An 18413-nucleotide genomic window follows, 5' to 3' on the forward strand; every position below is an offset into this window, starting at 1 on the left:
GAGGGTGTCCGACTCAGCGGGCCCGCGGATGAGCCGCCGCATAGACGTCACGAAGGACGTCGACACTCACGTGCGTGTAGATCTGGGTCGTCGCCACCGAGGAGTGGCCGAGCAGCTCCTGCACCACGCGCACGTCGGCGCCTCCCTGCAGCAGGTGCGTCGCGAACGAGTGGCGCAGCGTGTGCGGCGAGACGTGCGCCTCGAGCCCCGCGGCTTCCGCCGCCTGCTGCAGAACGGCCCACGCGCTCTGCCGCGACAGCGCCGCTCCCCGCACCCCCAGGAAGAGGCGCGGCGTGCCCCGGCCGCGGCGCGCGAGTTCGGGGCGGGCACGCGTGAGGTAGGCGTCGACCGCGGCGCGGGCGTAGGAGCCGACCGGCACGATCCGCTCCTTCGATCCCTTTCCCCGCACCCGAAGGACCTCGCCGTGCGCGAGATCGTCGACGTCCAGCTGCACGACCTCCGAGACGCGGGCGCCGGTCGCGTACAGCAGCTCGACGAGCGCCCGGTCGCGGAGCTCGACGGGAGTGGCCTGATCGGCCCGCCCGGGCGCGGGACCCGCCGCGTCGAGGAGCCGCTCGACCTGATCGATGGTCAGCGCCTTGGGGAGCCGCTGCGCGAGTTTGGGCGGTCGGAGATCCTGCGCCGGATCGTCCTCGCGGATCCCCTCGCGCACGAGGAACCGGTGCAACCCGCGGACCGAGGACTGCAGTCGGGCGAGGCTGGATGCCGCGGGCCGCGGTTCGGCCGCCGCCCTCTCCGCGGCGAACGCGGCGACCATCGCCGCATCCACCTCGTCGACGCCGTCGACGCCGCGCTCCGCGAGCCACGCCACGTAGGTCGCCAGGTCGCGGCGGTACGCGTCGACGGTGTGGGAGGCCAGTCCGCGTTCGATCGTCACATGACGCAGGTACACCTCGACCGCGCGGCCGATGCGCATCTCAGCGGGCCAGGTCGTCCCGGCGGAGCCGTTCGGCCGCGGCCAGCACACCCGAGATCAGGATCCCGTTGCGGAGGCTGCCCGCGAGGATCGCTCCGACGACCTCGGGCAGCGGCACCCACTGCGCGACGATGTCCGCCTCTTCGTCGGTGCGCTCGTGGGCGCTGAGCTGGACGAGATCGCGCGCGAGGAAGACGTGGACGATCTCGTCGCTGCCGCCGGGGCTCGTGAACAGGCTCACGAGAGGCTCGAGGCTGCCCGCAGCGAGATCCACCTCCTCCGCGAGCTCCCGGCGAGCGGTCTCGGCGGGCGTCTCCCCCGCCACATCGAGCAGCCCGGCCGGGATCTCCCAGTCGCGGCGACGGATCGGATGCCGGTACTGCTGGATGAGCAGGACTCGCCCTTCGTCGTCGATGGCCACGACGGCGGCCGCCCCGGTGTGGTCGACATAGTCGCGGACGATCTCGCCGTCGCCGTAGCGCACCACATCCGAGCGCACGTCCCAGACGCGGCCGTGGAAGACCACGCTCGTGTCGACGACCTCGCCGTCGAACCGCTCGTCCTCGATCACGGCCGCGCCCCGCTCACGCGTTCTCGACGTCGAACAGCTCGCTCGCGCGGTGACGGTCCAGCGCTGCGCCGACGAGTCCGCGGAACAGCGGATGCGGCGCGGTCGGCCGCGAGCGCAGCTCGGGGTGTGCCTGTGTCGCGATGTAGTACGGGTGCACGTCACGCGGCAGCTCGACGTACTCGACCAGACCGAGGTCGGGGTTCAGGCCGGAGAAGACGAGCCCCGCTTCTGCGAGCTGCTCCCGGTACGCGTTGTTGACCTCGTAGCGGTGGCGGTGCCGCTCGGAGGCGCGGTTCGCCCCGTAGACCTCCGCCGCGATCGAGCCCTCGGCGAGGTCGGCCGGGTACAGCCCGAGACGCATCGTGCCGCCCAGGTCGCCGTGGTCGAGGATGTCGACCTGCTCGGCCATCGTGGCGACGACCGGGTGGACGGTGTCGGGGTCGAATTCGCTCGAGGACGCGCCCTCCAGGCCCGCCATCGTCCGGGCGTACTCGATGACCATGCACTGCAGGCCCAGGCAGATGCCGAGCGTCGGGATGCCCTGCTCACGCGCGAAGCGCAGAGCACCGAGCTTGCCCTCGATGCCGCGGATGCCGAATCCGCCGGGCACGACGATGCCGTCGACGTCCGCGAGCGCGGCCGCGGCGCCCTCGGGCGTCTCGCAGGTGTCGGAGGGGATCCACCGGATGTTCACGTGGGTCTCGTGGGCGAAGCCGCCGGCCTTCAGCGCCTCCGTCACCGACAGGTAGGCGTCGGGAAGGTCGATGTACTTGCCGACCAGTCCGATCGTGACGTCGTGCTTGGGGTTGTGCACGGCGTTGAGAACCTGCTGCCAGCGCGACCAGTCGACCTCCGCCGCCTTCTCGCTGAGCCCGAGCCGGCGGGCGATGTACGCGTCCAGGCCCTGCTCGTTGAGGGTGGAGGGGATGTCGTAGATGCTCGGCAGATCGACGGTGTTGATGACGCCCTCGACGTCGACGTCGCACATGAGCGCGATCTTGCGCTTGTTGGCGTCGGTGACGGGACGGTCGCTGCGCAGCACCAGGGCGTCGGGCTGGATGCCGATCGAGCGGAGAGCGGCGACGGAGTGCTGCGTGGGCTTGGTCTTCTGCTCCCCCGACGCGCCCATGAAGGGCACGAGGGAGACATGCACGAAGAACACCGTGTCGCGGCCGAGCTCGTGACGCAGCTGACGCGCCGCCTCGAGGAACGGCTGGGACTCGATGTCGCCGACCGTGCCGCCCACCTCGGTGATGATCACGTCGGGCTTGGGCGACTCGCTGGCCTGCAGCCGCATCCGTCGCTTGATCTCGTCGGTGATGTGCGGGATCACCTGCACGGTGTCGCCCAGGTACTCGCCGCGGCGCTCGCGGGCGATCACCTGGGAGTAGATCTGACCGGTCGTGACGTTGGCGGCCTGGCTCAGCTCGATGTCGAGGAAGCGCTCGTAGTGCCCGATGTCGAGGTCGGTCTCGGCTCCGTCGTCGGTGACGAAGACCTCGCCGTGCTGGAACGGATTCATCGTTCCCGGGTCGACGTTCAGGTACGGGTCGAGCTTCTGCATGACGACGCGCAGGCCCCGAGCGGTGAGCAGATTGCCCAGGCTGGCCGCGGTCAGCCCCTTACCCAATGAGGAGACGACACCGCCCGTCACGAAGATGTGCTTGGTGGTGTCGTCGTTGTTCGTACCGTGGGAGAGGCCTGAGCCGGAAGAGTTCGTCACGGGCTTCTATCCTATCAGTGGGCCGGACCGGCGAGGGCGAGCAACTCCCGCGCGTGTGTGAGTGCTGCGTCGGAGTCTGCCAAACCGGACAGCAGTCGCGCCATCTCCGCTTCCCGTTCGGCCCCCGTCAGACGCCGGACGCTGGACTGGGTGACGGAGCCGTCGTTCTGCTTCACGACGCTGAGGTGGTTCGTCGCGAACGCCGCCACCTGGGCGAGGTGGGTCACGACGATCACCTGCGAGGTCTCGGCGAGGCGGGCCAGGCGCCGCCCCACCTCGATCGCGGCGGCGCCGCCGATTCCCGCATCCACCTCGTCGAAGACGAACGTGGGCACGGGATCGGTCGCGGCGATCACGACCTCGATCGCGAGCATCACGCGACTGAGCTCGCCGCCCGAGGCCCCCTTGGACACGGGACGCGGGGCAGCCCCAGGATGCGGGGCGAGGAGGATCGCGACCTCGTCGCGTCCCGCGGCGGATGCGGGCGCCTCGCTCACCTGCACCTCGACGCGGGCGTCGGGCAGGGCGAGGGCGTGGAGTTCTTCCGTGACATCGGCCGCGAGCCGGTCCGCCGCCTCGCGGCGCGCCGCGGTCAGGGCGGTGGCCGCGGCGTCGAGGCGTTCGACGAGCTGCGCGCGCTCGGCACTCAACCGCTCGACGCGCGAGTCGTCGTCGTCGAGCTCGGCCAAGCGGTCGCCGCCGTCCGCGGCGAGCGTGAGTGCGGCCTCCAGGCTGCCGTGGGCGCGCACGAGGCCGGCGAGCACGCTGCGGCGTTCCTCGACGGCGGCGAGCTCGGCCGGTCCCGTTTCGTCGAGATCGGCGAGATAGCCGGCGACGGTGCCGGCGAGATCGACGATCCGGTACGAGATCTCGGCGGCCTGTTCGGCTATCGCCGCGACGGCGGGGTCGGCATCGGACACGCGCTCCAGGGCGCGACGGGCCTCGGCGACGAGGGTGGATGCATCGGGCGCGTCGTGTTCGCTGGCGAGCGCCTCGTGCGCGAGCGCGGCGGCGGCTCGAAGCTCTTCCACGTTGGCCAGGAGTTCGGCGCGCGCCGCCAACTGCGCGTCCTCCCCCGGCTGGGGTGATGCGGCCTCGATCGCGGCGAGATCGGCGCGCAACTGCTCCGCCTCGCGCAGCCGCTCGTCGCGGCGCTGGACCAGCTCGGCGAGTTCCGCGTCCAGCTCACGCGTCCGCTCGTACGCGCGTCGGTACTCCTCCAGCGACCCGGCGACGCTCTGTCCCGCATAACGATCAAGGGCGTCGCGCTGGGCCGCGCCGGAGCGCAGGCGCAGCTGGTCGGACTGCCCGTGCACGGCCACGAGGAGAGCGGCGAGGTCGGTCAAGACGCCCACCGGTGCCGTTCTGCCGCCCACCGTGGCGCGGCTGCGTCCCTCGGCGCTCAGGGTTCGACCGAGCAGAAGCTCGGCGCGGTCGCCTGCGACCGGGTCCAGGTCCCCGCCCGCCTCGCGGACGCGCTCGGCGGCGGCACCGTCGGCGTCCACGATCCAGACGCCCTCGACGACCGCGGCGGCCGCACCCGATCGCACGACCCCCGAGTCGGCGCGCGCGCCCAGCAGCAGCCCGAGCCCGGTGACGACCATCGTCTTGCCCGCACCGGTCTCGCCCGTGATGGCCGTGAAGCCGGGCCCCATGGGCAGCGTCGCATCGGCGATGACACCGAGCTCTCGCAGGCGCATCTCCTCGATCACGCGGTGACCTCGCCCGCCGGTCCCCGCCATCCGGTGACGGGCAGGTGGAACTTCTGCACGAGACGCTCGGTGAATGCCGGCGGATGCAGGCGCGCGAGACGCACCGGCTCCGAGGAGCGGCGCGCGACGACCCGAGCTCCCGGTGGCAGTTCGTGCGAGCGGCGGCCGTCGCACCAGAGGATGCCGGTGCCGTGCGTCCGGGCCAGCACCTCGATCGCGACCGCGGCCTCCGGGCCGACCACGAGCGGCTTCGCGAACAGTGCGTGCGCCGACAGCGGGACGACCGAGATGGCTTCGACGGTCGGCCAGATGATCGGGCCGCCGGCGGAGAAGTTGTAGGCGGTGGAGCCGGTGGGGGTCGCGATGACGACGCCGTCGCATCCGAAGCTCGACAGGGGCCGCCCGTCGATCTCCATGACGACCTCGAGCATCCGCTCGCGGCTCGCCTTCTCGACAGTCGCCTCGTTCAATGCCCAGGTGCTGTAGATGACCTGCCCCGAGGCGTCCTTGACCCGCACCGACAGGGCGAGGCGTTCTTCGACGCGGTAGTCGCGGGCGATGACCCGCGCCACCGCCTCGTCCATGTCGTCTCGCTCGCTCTCGGCGAGGAAGCCCACGTGGCCCATGTTGATGCCGAGCACGGGCGCGGTGCCGCTGCGCACCATCTCGGCCGCACGCAGGATGGTGCCGTCGCCGCCGAGCACGATCGCCAGCTCGATCTCGTGCAGGGGCACATCGACGCCCAGCACGGCCAGGTCGGCGCAGCGCGGCAGCACTTCAGCGAGCTCATCGCGATCGTCTTCTGCCAGCACGGGAGTGGCTCCCGCGGCGCGCAGGGCCGAGATCACCCGATCGGCCGCCTCGACGGTGTCTGCGCGGCGCGCGTGGGCCACCACGAGGATGTGGCGCGGATCGGTCATCGCACTCCCGTCAGCTCGGTCACAGTGCTCTCCCATTCTGACGGAATGCGCCCGCCGGTGCGCCCGAGGTGCACGAGATACTCCTGGTTCCCGTGGGTTCCCACCACGGGAGAAGCGATCAGGCCCGCCGTCTGCAGGCCCGCATCCCACGCCTGCCAGAGGACCGTTGAGATCGACTCCGCCCGCTGGGCGGGATCCGTGACGAGGCCGCCGCGCACGGCCGTGCGGCCCACCTCGAACTGCGGCTTGATGAGCAGCACGATGTCGCTCGTCTCGGTGACGACCGAGCGCACGGGCCCGAGCACGTGGGAGAGGGAGATGAAGGACAGATCTCCCGTGACGACCTCGGGCGTGTACGGCATCCCCGCGGCGGCGGCGAGGGAAGCGGGGTCCATGAAGCGGACGTTGAAACCCTCGACGACGATCACGCCGGGATCCCGGCGCACGCCCTCGGCGAGCTGATCGTGCCCGACGTCGACGGCCAGCACCGGATCGGCGCCCCTCTCGCGGAGCACCTGGGTGAATCCCCCGGTGCTGGCGCCCATGTCCAGCGCGGTGCGTGCGGCGACGTCGATCCCGAACGCGTCGAGCGCGGCCAGCAGCTTGTGGGCGGCGCGACTCACGTAGTGGTCGGATGCGGCGACGGCGATCTCGGCGGAGTCGGGGACGCGATGCGAGGGCTTGACGACGGCGGTGCCGTCGACCGAGACGAGACCCTGCGCGATGAGCGTCGCGGCGTGCGTGCGTGAGCGCGCGAGCCCGCGCGCAGCGATCGCGGCGTCGAGGCGCTCGGTCATCCGGCGTGCGGTCCCGAGTCGAGGCGGCGAGCGATGTTGTCGAGCAGGACCGCATAGGCTGCGGCACGATCGCCGAGGGGCTGCTGCTCGATCACCTCGAGTGCGGGCAGCAGATCATCGGCCGGCTCCGTGGGTTCTGCGTGCATCACCCCAGGATACGGCTCACCCTCCACACGGACGGCGCGTCACGGCCGATGGAACGGATCCGCGTACAGCTCCTCCGGCACCCGGAACCCGAAGATCGCTCGACCTGTGGACCAGATCGCCGCAGCACCCGCGCGCACGAGGTCGATCGGACGCGAGCCCGCGGACAGGATGCGGAGGTCCGCTCCGTCCACCGCGACGCGCGCGTCGCCGACGATCGTCACGTCGCCCTTGACCTTGGTCTGCGGATACGGCTCGTGCAGTTCGCGGAGGTCGCCGAGGATGAAGTCGGGACGCGAGGTCGAGGGCGCCGCGAGGACGTGCTTGGGGCGATCGATGCCGGTGAGCACGAGTGCCGAGGGGATGCCGGCGGCCTGTGCGCCCGCGATGTCCGTGTCCAGCCGGTCGCCGATGAAGAGTGCGCGGCGCGCGTCGAACCGAGCGAGCGCCTCTTCGAAGATGGGCGTCTCGGGCTTACCCGCAACCACCGCGAGTCGGCCGATGGCGGTGTGGACCGCGGAGACAAGTGTGCCGTTTCCCGGCGCGATGCCCCGGGACTGCGGGATGGTCCAGTCGGTGTTGGTCGCGATCCACGGGATCCCGCCCTCATCCTCCGGCGTCTTGAGCGCGAAGGCGGCCTCGGCGAGATCCGTCCATCCCACGTGCGGCGCGAAGCCCTGAACGACGGCGGCCGGGTTGTCCTCGGCCGAGCGCGTGACGACGAAGCCCGCCTTCTCGAGCTCCACGACGAGGCCCTCTCCCCCGACGACGAGGATCGTCGCCCCGGCGGGCACGCGGGTGCGCAGCAGTCGCACCGCGGCCTGCGGGCTGGTGACCACATCGTCGGCGGCTACCGTCAGACCGAGCTCGGTGAGGTGCGCGGCGACACTGGCGTCGGTGCGAGACGCGTTGTTGGTGATGAAGCCGAGTCGACGCGTCGCCGCGACGGTGTTCAGCGCATCGACCGCGTACGGCAGCGCTCCCGCGCCGGCGTACACGACGCCGTCGAGGTCGGCCAGCACGGTGTCCACACCGTCGAGCGGGGTGGGAGCGGGGCGACCGAACAGTGCCATCAGCGCTCCTGGTCCTCGTCATCGTCTGCGGTCGTCGAACTCTGCGCGTCGGCCGCCGCATCCGCGGCGGCGAGGAGTTCCTCCACCTCCGCAGCGATCGAGTAGTCGTCCTCGTCGGCGTCGCCGTCCTGGTCGGCTTCGGCCTGAGGATCCTCGTCCGCGTCCGACCCCTCGGCGTCGGTGGCCTCGACGAACTCCTCGTCGAAGATCTCCTCGACGTAGATCTCCTCGTCGGATCCGTTGCCCGCTGCCTCGTCGAGCGCCTCGGCGGCGATGTCCGCCCGCCGCGTCCACTCGGCAGCTTCCTCGTCGCGACCCAGCTCTTCGAGCACCGCCGCGCGGGCTGCGAACAGAGCGGGGCTCCACTCGAAGGCGCGGTCGGGGTCGAGTTCGGGGATGTCCAGTTCGGCGAGGGCGCGCTCGGTCTCACCGAGATCCAGACGGGCACCGGACAGCGCGATCGCGAGGGACACGCGCACCGCGACCGGAAGCGTGTTCCGATCGACGGCGCGACCGACCTCGATCGCACGGTCAGGACGCCCGACACCGCGCTCGCTGTCAACCATGAGGGCGATCTGGTCCTCGTTGCCGGAAATGCGACGGTAGGTGCGCAACTCGCGCAGCGCGAGCGCGTAATCGCCGGTCGCGTAGGCGGTGATCGCGACGCTTTCGCGCACGACGGCGATGCGACCAGCACGGCGGGATGCCGCGAGGGCGTGCTCGTGCGCGCGGTGCGGGTCCTCGTCGATCAGGCGCCCGGCCATCACCAGGTGACGGGCGACCTCCTCGGCGTTCTCCTTGCTGAGCGTCTTGAGCTCGTTCCGTGCGCTGGGGTGCAGATCGCGCGCCGTGATCTCCTCGGGGACCTCGGGCTCTGCGACCTTGGCGGCGCGGACAGCATCGCGCTGCGGGGGACGCGAAGAACGATCGGAGTCGTAGCCGCCGCGGTAAGGGCGGTCGCCACCCTCGCGGGGACGGTACGGACGGTCGCCACCCTCGCGGGGGCGATACGGACGGTCGCCACCCTCACGCGGACGATAGGGCCGGTCGCCGCCTTCGCGGGGACGGTACGGACGGTCGCCACCCTCACGGGGACGGTACGGACGGTCGCCGTCCTGACGCGGACGGTACGGACGATCGCCGCCCTCGCGAGGACGGTACGGGCGGTCACCACCCTCACGCGGACGGTACGGACGGTCGCCACCCTCACGCGGACGGAAGGGGCGGTCGCCGTCGCGGCGCGGGCGGTCGGCCTGCGCGCCGTCACGGGGACGGTACGGACGATCGCCATCCTGACGCGGACGGTACGGACGATCGCCGCCCTCGCGAGGACGCAACGGGCGGTCACCGTCACGACGAGGACGCTCCGAACCCTGACCGTCCTGACGCGGACGGTACGGACGATCGCCGCCCTCGCGAGGACGGAACGGGCGGTCACCGTCACGGCGCGGGCGGTCAGCCTGCGCGCCATCCCGCGGACGATAGGAGCGGTCACCGTCCTGACGCGGACGGTACGGGCGGTCACCGTCACGGCGCGGGCGGTCAGCCTGCGCGCCATCCCGCGGACGATAGGAGCGGTCACCGTCCTGACGCGGACGATATGGACGGTCGCCGTCGCGGCGGGGACGCTCCGACCCCTGGCCGTCCTGACGAGGACGGTAGGAACGGTCGCCGCTCTGATGCGGACGGCCTCCGCCGCGGGCGCGCGAAGACTCCCGACGCTGCTCGTTGTCGTCGTTGTTCGTCATTCGCTCTCTCCTCGCGACGTAAACCCCTGGAAAAACAGAAATGGCCACCCAGCTTTGGGTGGCCATTTCTAAAAGGAGTCCGGCGGTGTCCTACTCTCCCACAGGGTCCCCCCTGCAGTACCATCGGCGCTGAGAGGCTTAGCTTCCGGGTTCGGAATGGGACCGGGCGTTTCCCTCTCGCTATGGCCGCCGAAACACTATTGATGTTTCAAGTCATGCACACAACAAAAGAATGTTGTCTGCGGTTCTCGACCGTACATCGAGAACCACTCAGTGGACGCGAACAGCTTCAGTTCAAACGAAGTGTTATCAAGTCATCGGCTTATTAGTACCAGTCAGCTACACGCATTACTGCGCTTCCACATCTGGCCTATCAACCCAGTAGTCTGGCTGGGAGCCTCTCACCCGAAGGTATGGAAGTCTCATCTTGAGGCCGGCTTCCCGCTTAGATGCTTTCAGCGGTTATCCATCCCGAACGTAGCTAATCAGCGGTGCTCCTGGCGGAACAACTGACACACCAGAGGTTCGTCCAACCCGGTCCTCTCGTACTAGGGTCAGATCCTCTCAAACTTCCTACGCGCGCAGCGGATAGGGACCGAACTGTCTCACGACGTTCTAAACCCAGCTCGCGTACCGCTTTAATGGGCGAACAGCCCAACCCTTGGGACCTACTCCAGCCCCAGGATGCGACGAGCCGACATCGAGGTGCCAAACCATGCCGTCGATATGGACTCTTGGGCAAGATCAGCCTGTTATCCCCGAGGTACCTTTTATCCGTTGAGCGACAGCGCTTCCACAAGCCACTGCCGGATCACTAGTCCCGACTTTCGTCCCTGCTCGACCTGTCAGTCTCACAGTCAAGCTCCCTTGTGCACTTACACTCGCCACCTGATTGCCAACCAGGTTGAGGGAACCTTTGGGCGCCTCCGTTACTTTTTGGGAGGCAACCGCCCCAGTTAAACTACCCACCAGGCACTGTCCCTGAACCGGATTACGGTTCGAAGTTAGATATCCAGAGTGACCAGAGTGGTATTTCAACAATGACTCCACAAACACTGGCGTGTCTGCTTCACAGTCTCCCACCTATCCTACACAAGCCACACCGAACACCAATACCAAGCTGTAGTAAAGGTCACGGGGTCTTTCCGTCCTGCTGCGCGTAACGAGCATCTTTACTCGTAATGCAATTTCGCCGAGTTCGCGGTTGAGACAGTTGGGAAGTCGTTACGCCATTCGTGCAGGTCGGAACTTACCCGACAAGGAATTTCGCTACCTTAGGATGGTTATAGTTACCACCGCCGTTTACTGGGGCTTAAATTCGCAGCTTCGCTTACGCTAACCGCTCCTCTTAACCTTCCAGCACCGGGCAGGCGTCAGTCCGTATACATCGTCTTGCGACTTGGCACGGACCTGTGTTTTTAGTAAACAGTCGCTACCCACTAGTCTCTGCGGCCACCACACCCTTTCCGGAGCAAGTCCGTATAAGTGGATGGCCCCCCTTCTCCCGAAGTTACGGGGGCATTTTGCCGAGTTCCTTAACCACGATTCTCTCGATCTCCTTGGTATTCTCTACCTGACCACCTGAGTCGGTTTGGGGTACGGGCAGCTAGAACCTCGCGTCGATGCTTTTCTCGGCAGCATAGGATCACCCACTTTTTATCCGCATCGTGTCTCAGCCGAACGAGTCGCGGATTTGCCTACGACTCAGCCTACGCACTTGCCCCGGGACAACCATCGCCCGGGTTGGGCTACCTTCCTGCGTCACACCTGTTAATACGCTAACCGCACCAGCATGGGGTCGAGCGTTCACCAAGACGGCATCACCCCGAAGGGATCCACACATTCCTGGCTAGGACTCTTAGCACCACTGGATTAGCTTGGGCGGTTCTTCGCCGGTACGGGAATATCAACCCGTTGTCCATCGACTACGCCTGTCGGCCTCGCCTTAGGTCCCGACTTACCCAGGGAAGATTAGCTTGACCCTGGAACCCTTGGTCTTTCGGAGGACGTGTTTCTCACACGTCTTTCGCTACTCATGCCTGCATTCTCACTCGTGTAGCCTCCACGGCTGGTTCACACCGCCGCTTCGCTGGCCACACGACGCTCTCCTACCCATCAACACGGCTGGACCACGAAGGCCTACCAATAATGTCAATGCCACAACTTCGGTGGCGTGCTTGAGCCCCGTTACATTGTCGGCGCGGAATCACTTGACCAGTGAGCTATTACGCACTCTTTCAAGGGTGGCTGCTTCTAAGCCAACCTCCTGGTTGTCACAGCAACTCCACATCCTTTCCCACTTAGCACGCGCTTAGGGACCTTAGTTGGTGGTCTGGGTTGTTTCCCTCTCGACTATGAAGCTTATCCCCCACAGTCTCACTGCTGCGCTCTCACTTACCGGCATTCGGAGTTTGGCTGACGTCAGTAACCTTGTAGGGCCCATCGGCCATCCAGTAGCTCTACCTCCGGCAAGAAACACGCAACGCTGCACCTAAATGCATTTCGGAGAGAACCAGCTATCACGAAGTTTGATTGGCCTTTCACCCCTATCCACAGCTCATCCCCTCAGTTTTCAACCTAAGTGGGTTCGGTCCTCCACGACGTCTTACCGTCGCTTCAACCTGGCCATGGATAGATCACTTCGCTTCGGGTCTAGGACACGCGACTGAATCGCCCTATTCAGACTCGCTTTCGCTACGGCTACCCCACACGGGTTAACCTCGCCACGTATCGCTAACTCGCAGGCTCATTCTTCAAAAGGCACGCTGTCACCCCTACTAAGGAGGCTCCAACGGTTTGTAAGCAAACGGTTTCAGGTACTATTTCACTCCCCTCCCGGGGTACTTTTCACCTTTCCCTCACGGTACTTGTCCGCTATCGGTCATCTGGGAGTATTTAGGCTTATCAGGTGGTCCTGACAGATTCACACGGGATTTCTCGGGCCCCGTGCTACTTGGGATACTCTCCACGCCAGAACACGCATTTCGACTACGGGGCTGGCACCCACTATGGCTGGCCTTTCAAGACCATTCGTCTATACGCTTCTGTCACGTCGATCACCCGGCAGGATGATCAAGAAAGTCCCACAACCCCCAACGTGCAACGCCTGCCGGCTATCACACACGCTAGGTTTAGCCTCTTCCGATTTCGCTCGCCACTACTCACGGAATCACGGTTGTTTTCTCTTCCTGTGGGTACTGAGATGTTTCACTTCCCCACGTTCCCTCTACCCGCCCTATATATTCAGGCGGGAGTCACTAGGTCGGCACGCCGCCCAGCGGGGTTTCCCCATTCGGACACCCTCGGATCAAAGTGTGCTTATCCACTCCCCGAGGCTTATCGCAGATTGCTACGTCCTTCTTCGGCTCCAGATGCCAAGGCATCCACCGTTTGCTCTTAAAGACTTGAAATCACATGAGTTTGAATCGTCAACTCGAAAATTGAGTAAATGATCTAAAAAAGATCACCTGTGAAATGAATCCGAAGATTCATCTCTAAGATGCTCGCGTCCACTGTGTAGTTCTCAAAGTACGGGCGGTACCAACCCCCACTGCACAAGCAGCAGAAGAAGGCCCAGAGGTACAGCCGCAACCCCCAAAGGAGTCACACCCGGTCCCTCAGGACCCAACAGCGTGCACGCACCAAGCTCCTCCGACCCCACCTTTCCAACCGCAAACGGCGTACTCAGCAGAACCCTCAGACCCTGATGCCTCGTCAAATGTTCCACCCATGAGCTCCCAGCGAAGAACGTGTGCCTTCGAACTGGGTTCTGGAAGTCCGAAGACTTCAGATGCTCCTTAGAAAGGAGGTGATCCAGCCGCACCTTCCGGTACGGCTACCTTGTTACGACTTAGTCCTAATTACCGATCCCACCTTCGACGGCTCCCTCCACAAGGGTTAGGCCACCGGCTTCAGGTGTTACCGACTTTCATGACTTGACGGGCGGTGTGTACAAGACCCGGGAACGTATTCACCGCAGCGTTGCTGATCTGCGATTACTAGCGACTCCGACTTCATGAGGTCGAGTTGCAGACCTCAATCCGAACTGGGACCGGCTTTTTGGGATTCGCTCCACCTCACGGTATTGCAGCCCTTTGTACCGGCCATTGTAGCATGCGTGAAGCCCAAGACATAAGGGGCATGATGATTTGACGTCATCCCCACCTTCCTCCGAGTTGACCCCGGCAGTATCCCATGAGTTCCCACCATTACGTGCTGGCAACATAGAACGAGGGTTGCGCTCGTTGCGGGACTTAACCCAACATCTCACGACACGAGCTGACGACAACCATGCACCACCTGTATACGAGTGTCCAAAGAGTTCTACATTTCTGCAGCGTTCTCGTATATGTCAAGCCTTGGTAAGGTTCTTCGCGTTGCATCGAATTAATCCGCATGCTCCGCCGCTTGTGCGGGTCCCCGTCAATTCCTTTGAGTTTTAGCCTTGCGGCCGTACTCCCCAGGCGGGGAACTTAATGCGTTAGCTGCGTCACGGAAACCGTGGAATGGTCCCCACAACTAGTTCCCAACGTTTACGGGGTGGACTACCAGGGTATCTAAGCCTGTTTGCTCCCCACCCTTTCGCTCCTCAGCGTCAGTTACGGCCCAGAGATCTGCCTTCGCCATCGGTGTTCCTCCTGATATCTGCGCATTCCACCGCTACACCAGGAATTCCAATCTCCCCTACCGCACTCTAGTCTGCCCGTACCCACTGCAGGCTGGAGGTTGAGCCTCCAGTTTTCACAGCAGACGCGACAAACCGCCTACGAGCTCTTTACGCCCAATAATTCCGGATAACGCTTGCGCCCTACGTATTACCGCGGCTGCTGGCACGTAGTTAGCCGGCGCTTTTTCTGCAAGTACCGTCACTTTCGCTTCTTCCTTGCTAAAAGAGGTTTACAACCCGAAGGCCGTCATCCCTCACGCGGCGTTGCTGCATCAGGCTTTCGCCCATTGTGCAATATTCCCCACTGCTGCCTCCCGTAGGAGTCTGGGCCGTGTCTCAGTCCCAGTGTGGCCGGTCACCCTCTCAGGCCGGCTACCCGTCGACGCCTTGGTGAGCCATTACCTCACCAACAAGCTGATAGGCCGCGAGCCCATCCTGAACCAAAAAATCTTTCCAAACGTTGACCATGCGGCCACGTCTCGTATCCAGTATTAGACGCCGTTTCCAGCGCTTATCCCAGAGTCCAGGGCAGGTTGCTCACGTGTTACTCACCCGTTCGCCACTGATCCACAGAGCAAGCTCTGCTTCACCGTTCGACTTGCATGTGTTAAGCACGCCGCCAGCGTTCATCCTGAGCCAGGATCAAACTCTCCGTAAAAGAAAAATGCATACACACAACGGAAAAAGAAGTGCGCAGCGAGTTTGAACTGACCAAAAGGATGCCATCACTGACAATCCATAACGCCAACCCCAAAGGGTTGGACTTGATCCAAAGGAATCTCACCCAGCCGAAGCTGGAACGAGGTTATTTGGCATTTGACAAGTGCACGCTGTTGAGTTCTCAAGGAACGGATGCTCCCACCATCGGACCTCTCGGTCGTCACCATGGGGCAACTATTCGTTTCTCCCGACTCGGTGTCGGATCGGCGCTTCGCTCTTGACAGAGCAGTGGTCCCAAGATCTGACTCGTGGAGTTCGGGATCCTCATCCTACTCGCATCTGCGACAAGATCTCAAGTCGAGATCTTCAGGATGAGGGGTGGTTCTCCGCTTGAGGGGGCGCCGGGCCTCTCGGCCTCTCCGCTCTTCCCTGTGGGGCGAACAGGTAATAAGTTACGTGGGTTCCGGCCATCTGCCAACTCGAGCGCGCCTCCCGGGCGTGTCGCGCGTCTTTCCGCGGCCGAGGGCGGGGTCACTCCCCTGTCAGATACTCGATCGCCGCCGCACGGAACACGCGTGAACCGGGAGCGTTGAAGTGGTGCCGGTCCGGGATCTCCAGGAACGTGCCGTGCGGGGCGGCAGCGGCCAGGGCCCGTGAGCCCTCGATGATCGCGTCCTGGGTCCCCGTGGCGAACAGGACGGGCTGCGTCGGCGCCACCGCAGGATCCGGGTCGGCGGTCCCCGAGGACCGCAGCCCCTGTGCGATCGCCCACAGGGCGCGCAGGTCGTTTCCCGGCACTCGCTCGGTGAGGGCGATGTAGTTCTGGGTGACGCGATCCGTGACCGCGCGTCCCGTCCTCGATCAGGGCGCTCACCTGGTCCAGGTCGAGACGGGCGAGCGGGACGCCGTCGGGGACGCCGCCCAGCACTGCCCGCAGCACGCGCTCGGGGAGATCGCGGAGGACCTCCCACCCCACCCGCGCACCGAGGGAGTACCCCACGTACACCGCGTCGTCGATCAGGTAGGTGTCCATCACGGCCTCGACGTCACGGGCGAGCTCGCGGAGGTCGTAGTCGCGCGCTTCGTGCGGCTTGTCGCTCGCGCCGTGCCCGCGCTGGTCCAGACCGACCACGCGGAATCCCGCCCGCTGCAGGTCGCGCACCCATCCGGTGCTGACCCAGTTGTCGCGCGTGCTCGAGGCGAAGCCGTGCACCACGACCGCTGTCGGCGCGTCCGGCTCCCCCCAGGAGTAGGTGGCGATGCGATGCCCTTCGCCCACCATCACATAGCGGGGGTCGGGCATCTCGGTCAGGGCGGGCAGCGCGGCGGTCACGCCTCGATTCTGCTCCTTATCGCGTCGCCGTGCCGCGAGAACGACGCCGGACGACGACCGCGCAGAGCACGAGCGTGGCCGCGGCCCACACGGCGCAGGCCTGCGGCAGCACGCGGTACGCCAGGTGGGCGATCGTGAACTCGGAGGTGAGCGGGCCGTAGACCGCCAGCCCGATCACCCACGCCGCGATCAGCACGACCGGAAGCGCCGCCAGCCAGACGACGCCCACCCATCGCGGGGTGCGCGACGGATGCGGAACACGCGGGCGACGACGCAACCACAGCAGCGCCCATACCGCGATGATCGCCAGCCCGATGGCACTGGAGCCGTGCTGGAGCCATTTGATACCCGCGAGCGGGCCCCACTGCTCCTCCAACGCCGGGAAGATCTCCGAGCCCAGTCGCCCCTCGTGCGTGAACGCATCCCAGGCGATGTGGCTCGCGACCCCGATCGCCAGCGATGCCACCAGGAGCAGCACCGCGCCCGCGGATACGCCGAACGTCTCCCGCCAGATCGTGCGCACGGGCGCATCCCACGCCACCGGCAGGCGCTCGGCCAACGGTCCGGGCGCGAGTTCCCGAGCGGCCGGGCGCAGCAGAGCGCGCCACAGCAGCAGGAGCGCGAGCGCCAGCAGCACCGTCACCGGAACCCATCGGAGGTCGTGCGTGAGGCCGTATGTCACGGGGAGCCCGCGCACGAACAACGGCAGGTCCGGCGTCATCGCCCCCACCGCGATCGCGGCGGGAACGAGCGGCGTTCGCACGAACGGCAACGCCACGACCGCGTGGCTCGGCGTGAACGGCATGGGTCAGCCGCGCGGAACGAGTCCCGCGAGTGTCTTCTTGCCGCGGCGGATGATCGATACGCCACCCGGAAGGCCGGCGCGGATCGTCGCCGACTCGTCGTTGACGCGCTCACCGTCGAGACTGACCCCGCCCTGCGCCACCGCACGGCGCGCCTCGCTCAGCGAGGCGACGAGCCCCGTGGCCACCAGCGCCTGCGCCACGGTCATCTCCGGCTCGATCTCCGCGTTGGGCAGTTCGTCGATCGCCGCGCGCAGCGTCACCGCATCCAGAGCGGTGAGATCGCCCTGCCCGAACAGCGCCTCGGATGCGGCGACGACCGCCTCCGCCGCCTCGAGTCCGTGCACGAGCGCCGTCACCTCCAGCGCAAGGCGCTTCTGCGCCGCCCGGCGGAAGGGCTCGGCCTGCACCTGCTCTGCGTACCGGTCGATCTCCTCACGGGTGAGGAACGTGAACACCTTGAGGCGATCGATCACGTCGGCGTCGTCGGTGTTCAGCCAGAACTGGTACATGCGGTAGGGACTGCACATCTCGGCATCCAGCCAGACCGCGTTGCCCTCGCTCTTGCCGAACTTCGTGCCGTCGCTGTTGGTGATCAGCGGCGTTCCGATCGCGTGGACCGAGACTCCCTCCACACGGTGGATGAGGTCGGTTCCGCTGGTGAGGTTGCCCCACTGGTCGGATCCGCCCGTCTGCAGGACGCAGCCGTACTGGCGGTACAGCTCCAGGTAGTCGAGCCCCTGGAGGATCTGGTAGCTGAACTCCGTGTAGCTGATGCCCGCCTCGGAGTTCAGGCGCGCGCTGACAGCGTCCTTCTTGAGCATCGTGCCGACGCGGAAGTGCTTGCCGACCTCGCGGAGGAAGTCGATCGCCGACAGCGGCGCGGTCCAGTCGAGGTTGTTGACGATGCGCGCCGCGTTCTCGCCGTCGAAGCTGAGGAAGCGCTCGACCTGCGCGCGCAGGCGCTGGACCCATTCCTCGACGGTCTCGCGGGTGTTGAGCGTGCGCTCGGCCGAAGGGCGCGGGTCTCCGACGAGGCCCGTCGATCCTCCGACCAGCCCGAGCGGGCGATGGCCCGCGAGCTGCAGCCGGCGCATCACGATCAGCTGCACGAGGTTGCCGAGGTGCAGGCTGGGTGCCGTGGGGTCGAAGCCGCAGTAATACGTGATCGGCCCCTCGCCCAGCACGGCGCGCAGCGCCTCGGGATCGGTGGACACATGCACGGAGCCGCGCCAGACCAGTTCGTCCCACACGTTCGAGAACGAGGGGTCGTTGGCGGGAGCGGTCGCGCTCACGACGGGCGTAGACACGCGTGCCAGCGTAGCA

Annotated in this window: 13 protein-coding genes and 3 rRNA genes; 1 reads left to right on the forward strand and 15 read right to left on the reverse strand. The window is 66.1% G+C overall.

Features of this window, described 5'->3' with window-relative positions; all coding sequences use genetic code 11:
- Window positions 1-13: 13 nt before the first annotated feature.
- Genes xerD through QE377_RS01540 form a run of 9 tightly spaced genes read right to left on the reverse strand, consistent with a single transcriptional unit; the run spans window position 14 to window position 8641 of the window.
- Entirely contained in the window at window positions 14-937 is a 924-nt protein-coding gene (gene xerD / locus QE377_RS01500) for a site-specific tyrosine recombinase XerD (RefSeq protein ID WP_307319004.1), read from the reverse strand.
- A 1-nt stretch (window position 938) separates the two neighbouring features.
- The gene (locus QE377_RS01505) at window positions 939-1508 is read right to left on the reverse strand and encodes an NUDIX hydrolase (RefSeq protein WP_307319007.1); all 570 of its coding nucleotides are present in this window, start codon (window positions 1506-1508) and stop codon (window positions 939-941) included.
- 13 nt (window positions 1509-1521) lie between these two features.
- Window positions 1522-3231, reverse strand: coding sequence for a CTP synthase (locus QE377_RS01510; protein ID WP_307319010.1), 1710 nt, complete (start codon window positions 3229-3231; stop codon window positions 1522-1524).
- Between the two features lie 14 nt (window positions 3232-3245).
- On the reverse strand, window positions 3246-4943 hold the full coding sequence (gene recN, locus QE377_RS01515) for a DNA repair protein RecN (RefSeq protein WP_307319013.1): 1698 nt from the start codon (window positions 4941-4943) through the stop codon (window positions 3246-3248).
- Window positions 4940-5863, reverse strand: coding sequence for an NAD kinase (locus QE377_RS01520; RefSeq protein ID WP_137416637.1), 924 nt, complete (start codon window positions 5861-5863; stop codon window positions 4940-4942). The genes recN and QE377_RS01520 overlap by 4 nt, the downstream gene beginning before the upstream one ends.
- Window positions 5860-6660: a TlyA family RNA methyltransferase gene (locus tag QE377_RS01525; RefSeq protein WP_307319016.1), complete on the reverse strand. Its 801-nt coding sequence runs from the start codon at window positions 6658-6660 to the stop codon at window positions 5860-5862. Before QE377_RS01525 ends, QE377_RS01520 begins: the two co-directional genes overlap by 4 nt.
- A complete protein-coding gene (locus QE377_RS01530) occupies window positions 6657-6806 on the reverse strand; it encodes a hypothetical protein (protein ID WP_307319018.1) in 150 nt (49 codons plus the stop codon). Before QE377_RS01530 ends, QE377_RS01525 begins: the two co-directional genes overlap by 4 nt.
- 39 nt (window positions 6807-6845) lie before the next feature.
- Window positions 6846-7877, reverse strand: a complete 1032-nt coding sequence (locus QE377_RS01535; RefSeq protein ID WP_307319019.1) for an HAD-IIA family hydrolase — start codon at window positions 7875-7877, stop codon at window positions 6846-6848.
- Window positions 7877-8641, reverse strand: coding sequence for a tetratricopeptide repeat protein (locus QE377_RS01540; RefSeq protein WP_307325812.1), 765 nt, complete (start codon window positions 8639-8641; stop codon window positions 7877-7879). Before QE377_RS01540 ends, QE377_RS01535 begins: the two co-directional genes overlap by 1 nt.
- Window positions 8642-8647: 6 nt before the next feature.
- Here QE377_RS01540 and QE377_RS01545 point away from each other — a divergent pair, with 6 nt between their 5' ends.
- The gene (locus QE377_RS01545) at window positions 8648-9697 is read left to right on the forward strand and encodes a hypothetical protein (protein ID WP_307319022.1); all 1050 of its coding nucleotides are present in this window, start codon (window positions 8648-8650) and stop codon (window positions 9695-9697) included.
- 5 nt (window positions 9698-9702) lie between these two features.
- Here the strand turns inward: QE377_RS01545 and rrf are convergent.
- The 6 genes from rrf to tyrS all read right to left on the reverse strand — a co-directional run bounded on the left by rrf (window position 9703) and on the right by tyrS (window position 18382).
- Window positions 9703-9819 (reverse strand): 5S ribosomal RNA (gene rrf, locus QE377_RS01550).
- A gap of 111 nt (window positions 9820-9930) precedes the next feature.
- Window positions 9931-13035 (reverse strand): 23S ribosomal RNA (locus QE377_RS01555).
- Between the two features lie 391 nt (window positions 13036-13426).
- A 16S ribosomal RNA gene (locus QE377_RS01560) occupies window positions 13427-14949 on the reverse strand.
- The 16S, 23S and 5S rRNA genes sit together here, the layout of an rRNA operon.
- Window positions 14950-15303: 354 nt before the next feature.
- Window positions 15304-16254, reverse strand: coding sequence for an alpha/beta fold hydrolase (locus QE377_RS01565; RefSeq protein WP_373459549.1), 951 nt, complete (start codon window positions 16252-16254; stop codon window positions 15304-15306).
- Window positions 16255-16300: 46 nt separating this feature from the next.
- Window positions 16301-17089: a DUF4184 family protein gene (locus QE377_RS01570; protein WP_307319025.1), complete on the reverse strand. Its 789-nt coding sequence runs from the start codon at window positions 17087-17089 to the stop codon at window positions 16301-16303.
- Between the two features lie 3 nt (window positions 17090-17092).
- Window positions 17093-18382, reverse strand: coding sequence for a tyrosine--tRNA ligase (gene tyrS / locus QE377_RS01575; protein ID WP_373459550.1), 1290 nt, complete (start codon window positions 18380-18382; stop codon window positions 17093-17095).
- Window positions 18383-18413 lie beyond the last annotated feature (31 nt).

It is taken from the genome of Microbacterium sp. SORGH_AS_0862 (genome assembly GCF_030818795.1).
Taxonomy (GTDB): Bacteria; Actinomycetota; Actinomycetes; order Actinomycetales; family Microbacteriaceae; genus Microbacterium.

What these genes read in the sequence shown, in the direction of transcription:
- QE377_RS01535 (WP_307319019.1), bottom strand. Translation starts at nt 7,877, where the DNA reads ATGGCACTGTTCGGTCGCCCCGCTCCCACCCCGCTCGACGGTGTGGAC.
- QE377_RS01525 (WP_307319016.1), bottom strand. Translation starts at nt 6,660, where the DNA reads ATGACCGAGCGCCTCGACGCCGCGATCGCTGCGCGCGGGCTCGCGCGC.
- QE377_RS01565 (WP_373459549.1), bottom strand. Translation starts at nt 16,254, where the DNA reads ATGCCCGACCCCCGCTATGTGATGGTGGGCGAAGGGCATCGCATCGCC.
- QE377_RS01520 (WP_137416637.1), bottom strand. Translation starts at nt 5,863, where the DNA reads ATGACCGATCCGCGCCACATCCTCGTGGTGGCCCACGCGCGCCGCGCA.
- QE377_RS01540 (WP_307325812.1), bottom strand. Translation starts at nt 8,641, where the DNA reads ATGGCCGGGCGCCTGATCGACGAGGACCCGCACCGCGCGCACGAGCAC.
- QE377_RS01570 (WP_307319025.1), bottom strand. Translation starts at nt 17,089, where the DNA reads ATGCCGTTCACGCCGAGCCACGCGGTCGTGGCGTTGCCGTTCGTGCGA.
- xerD (WP_307319004.1), bottom strand. Translation starts at nt 937, where the DNA reads ATGCGCATCGGCCGCGCGGTCGAGGTGTACCTGCGTCATGTGACGATC.
- QE377_RS01530 (WP_307319018.1), bottom strand. Translation starts at nt 6,806, where the DNA reads ATGCACGCAGAACCCACGGAGCCGGCCGATGATCTGCTGCCCGCACTC.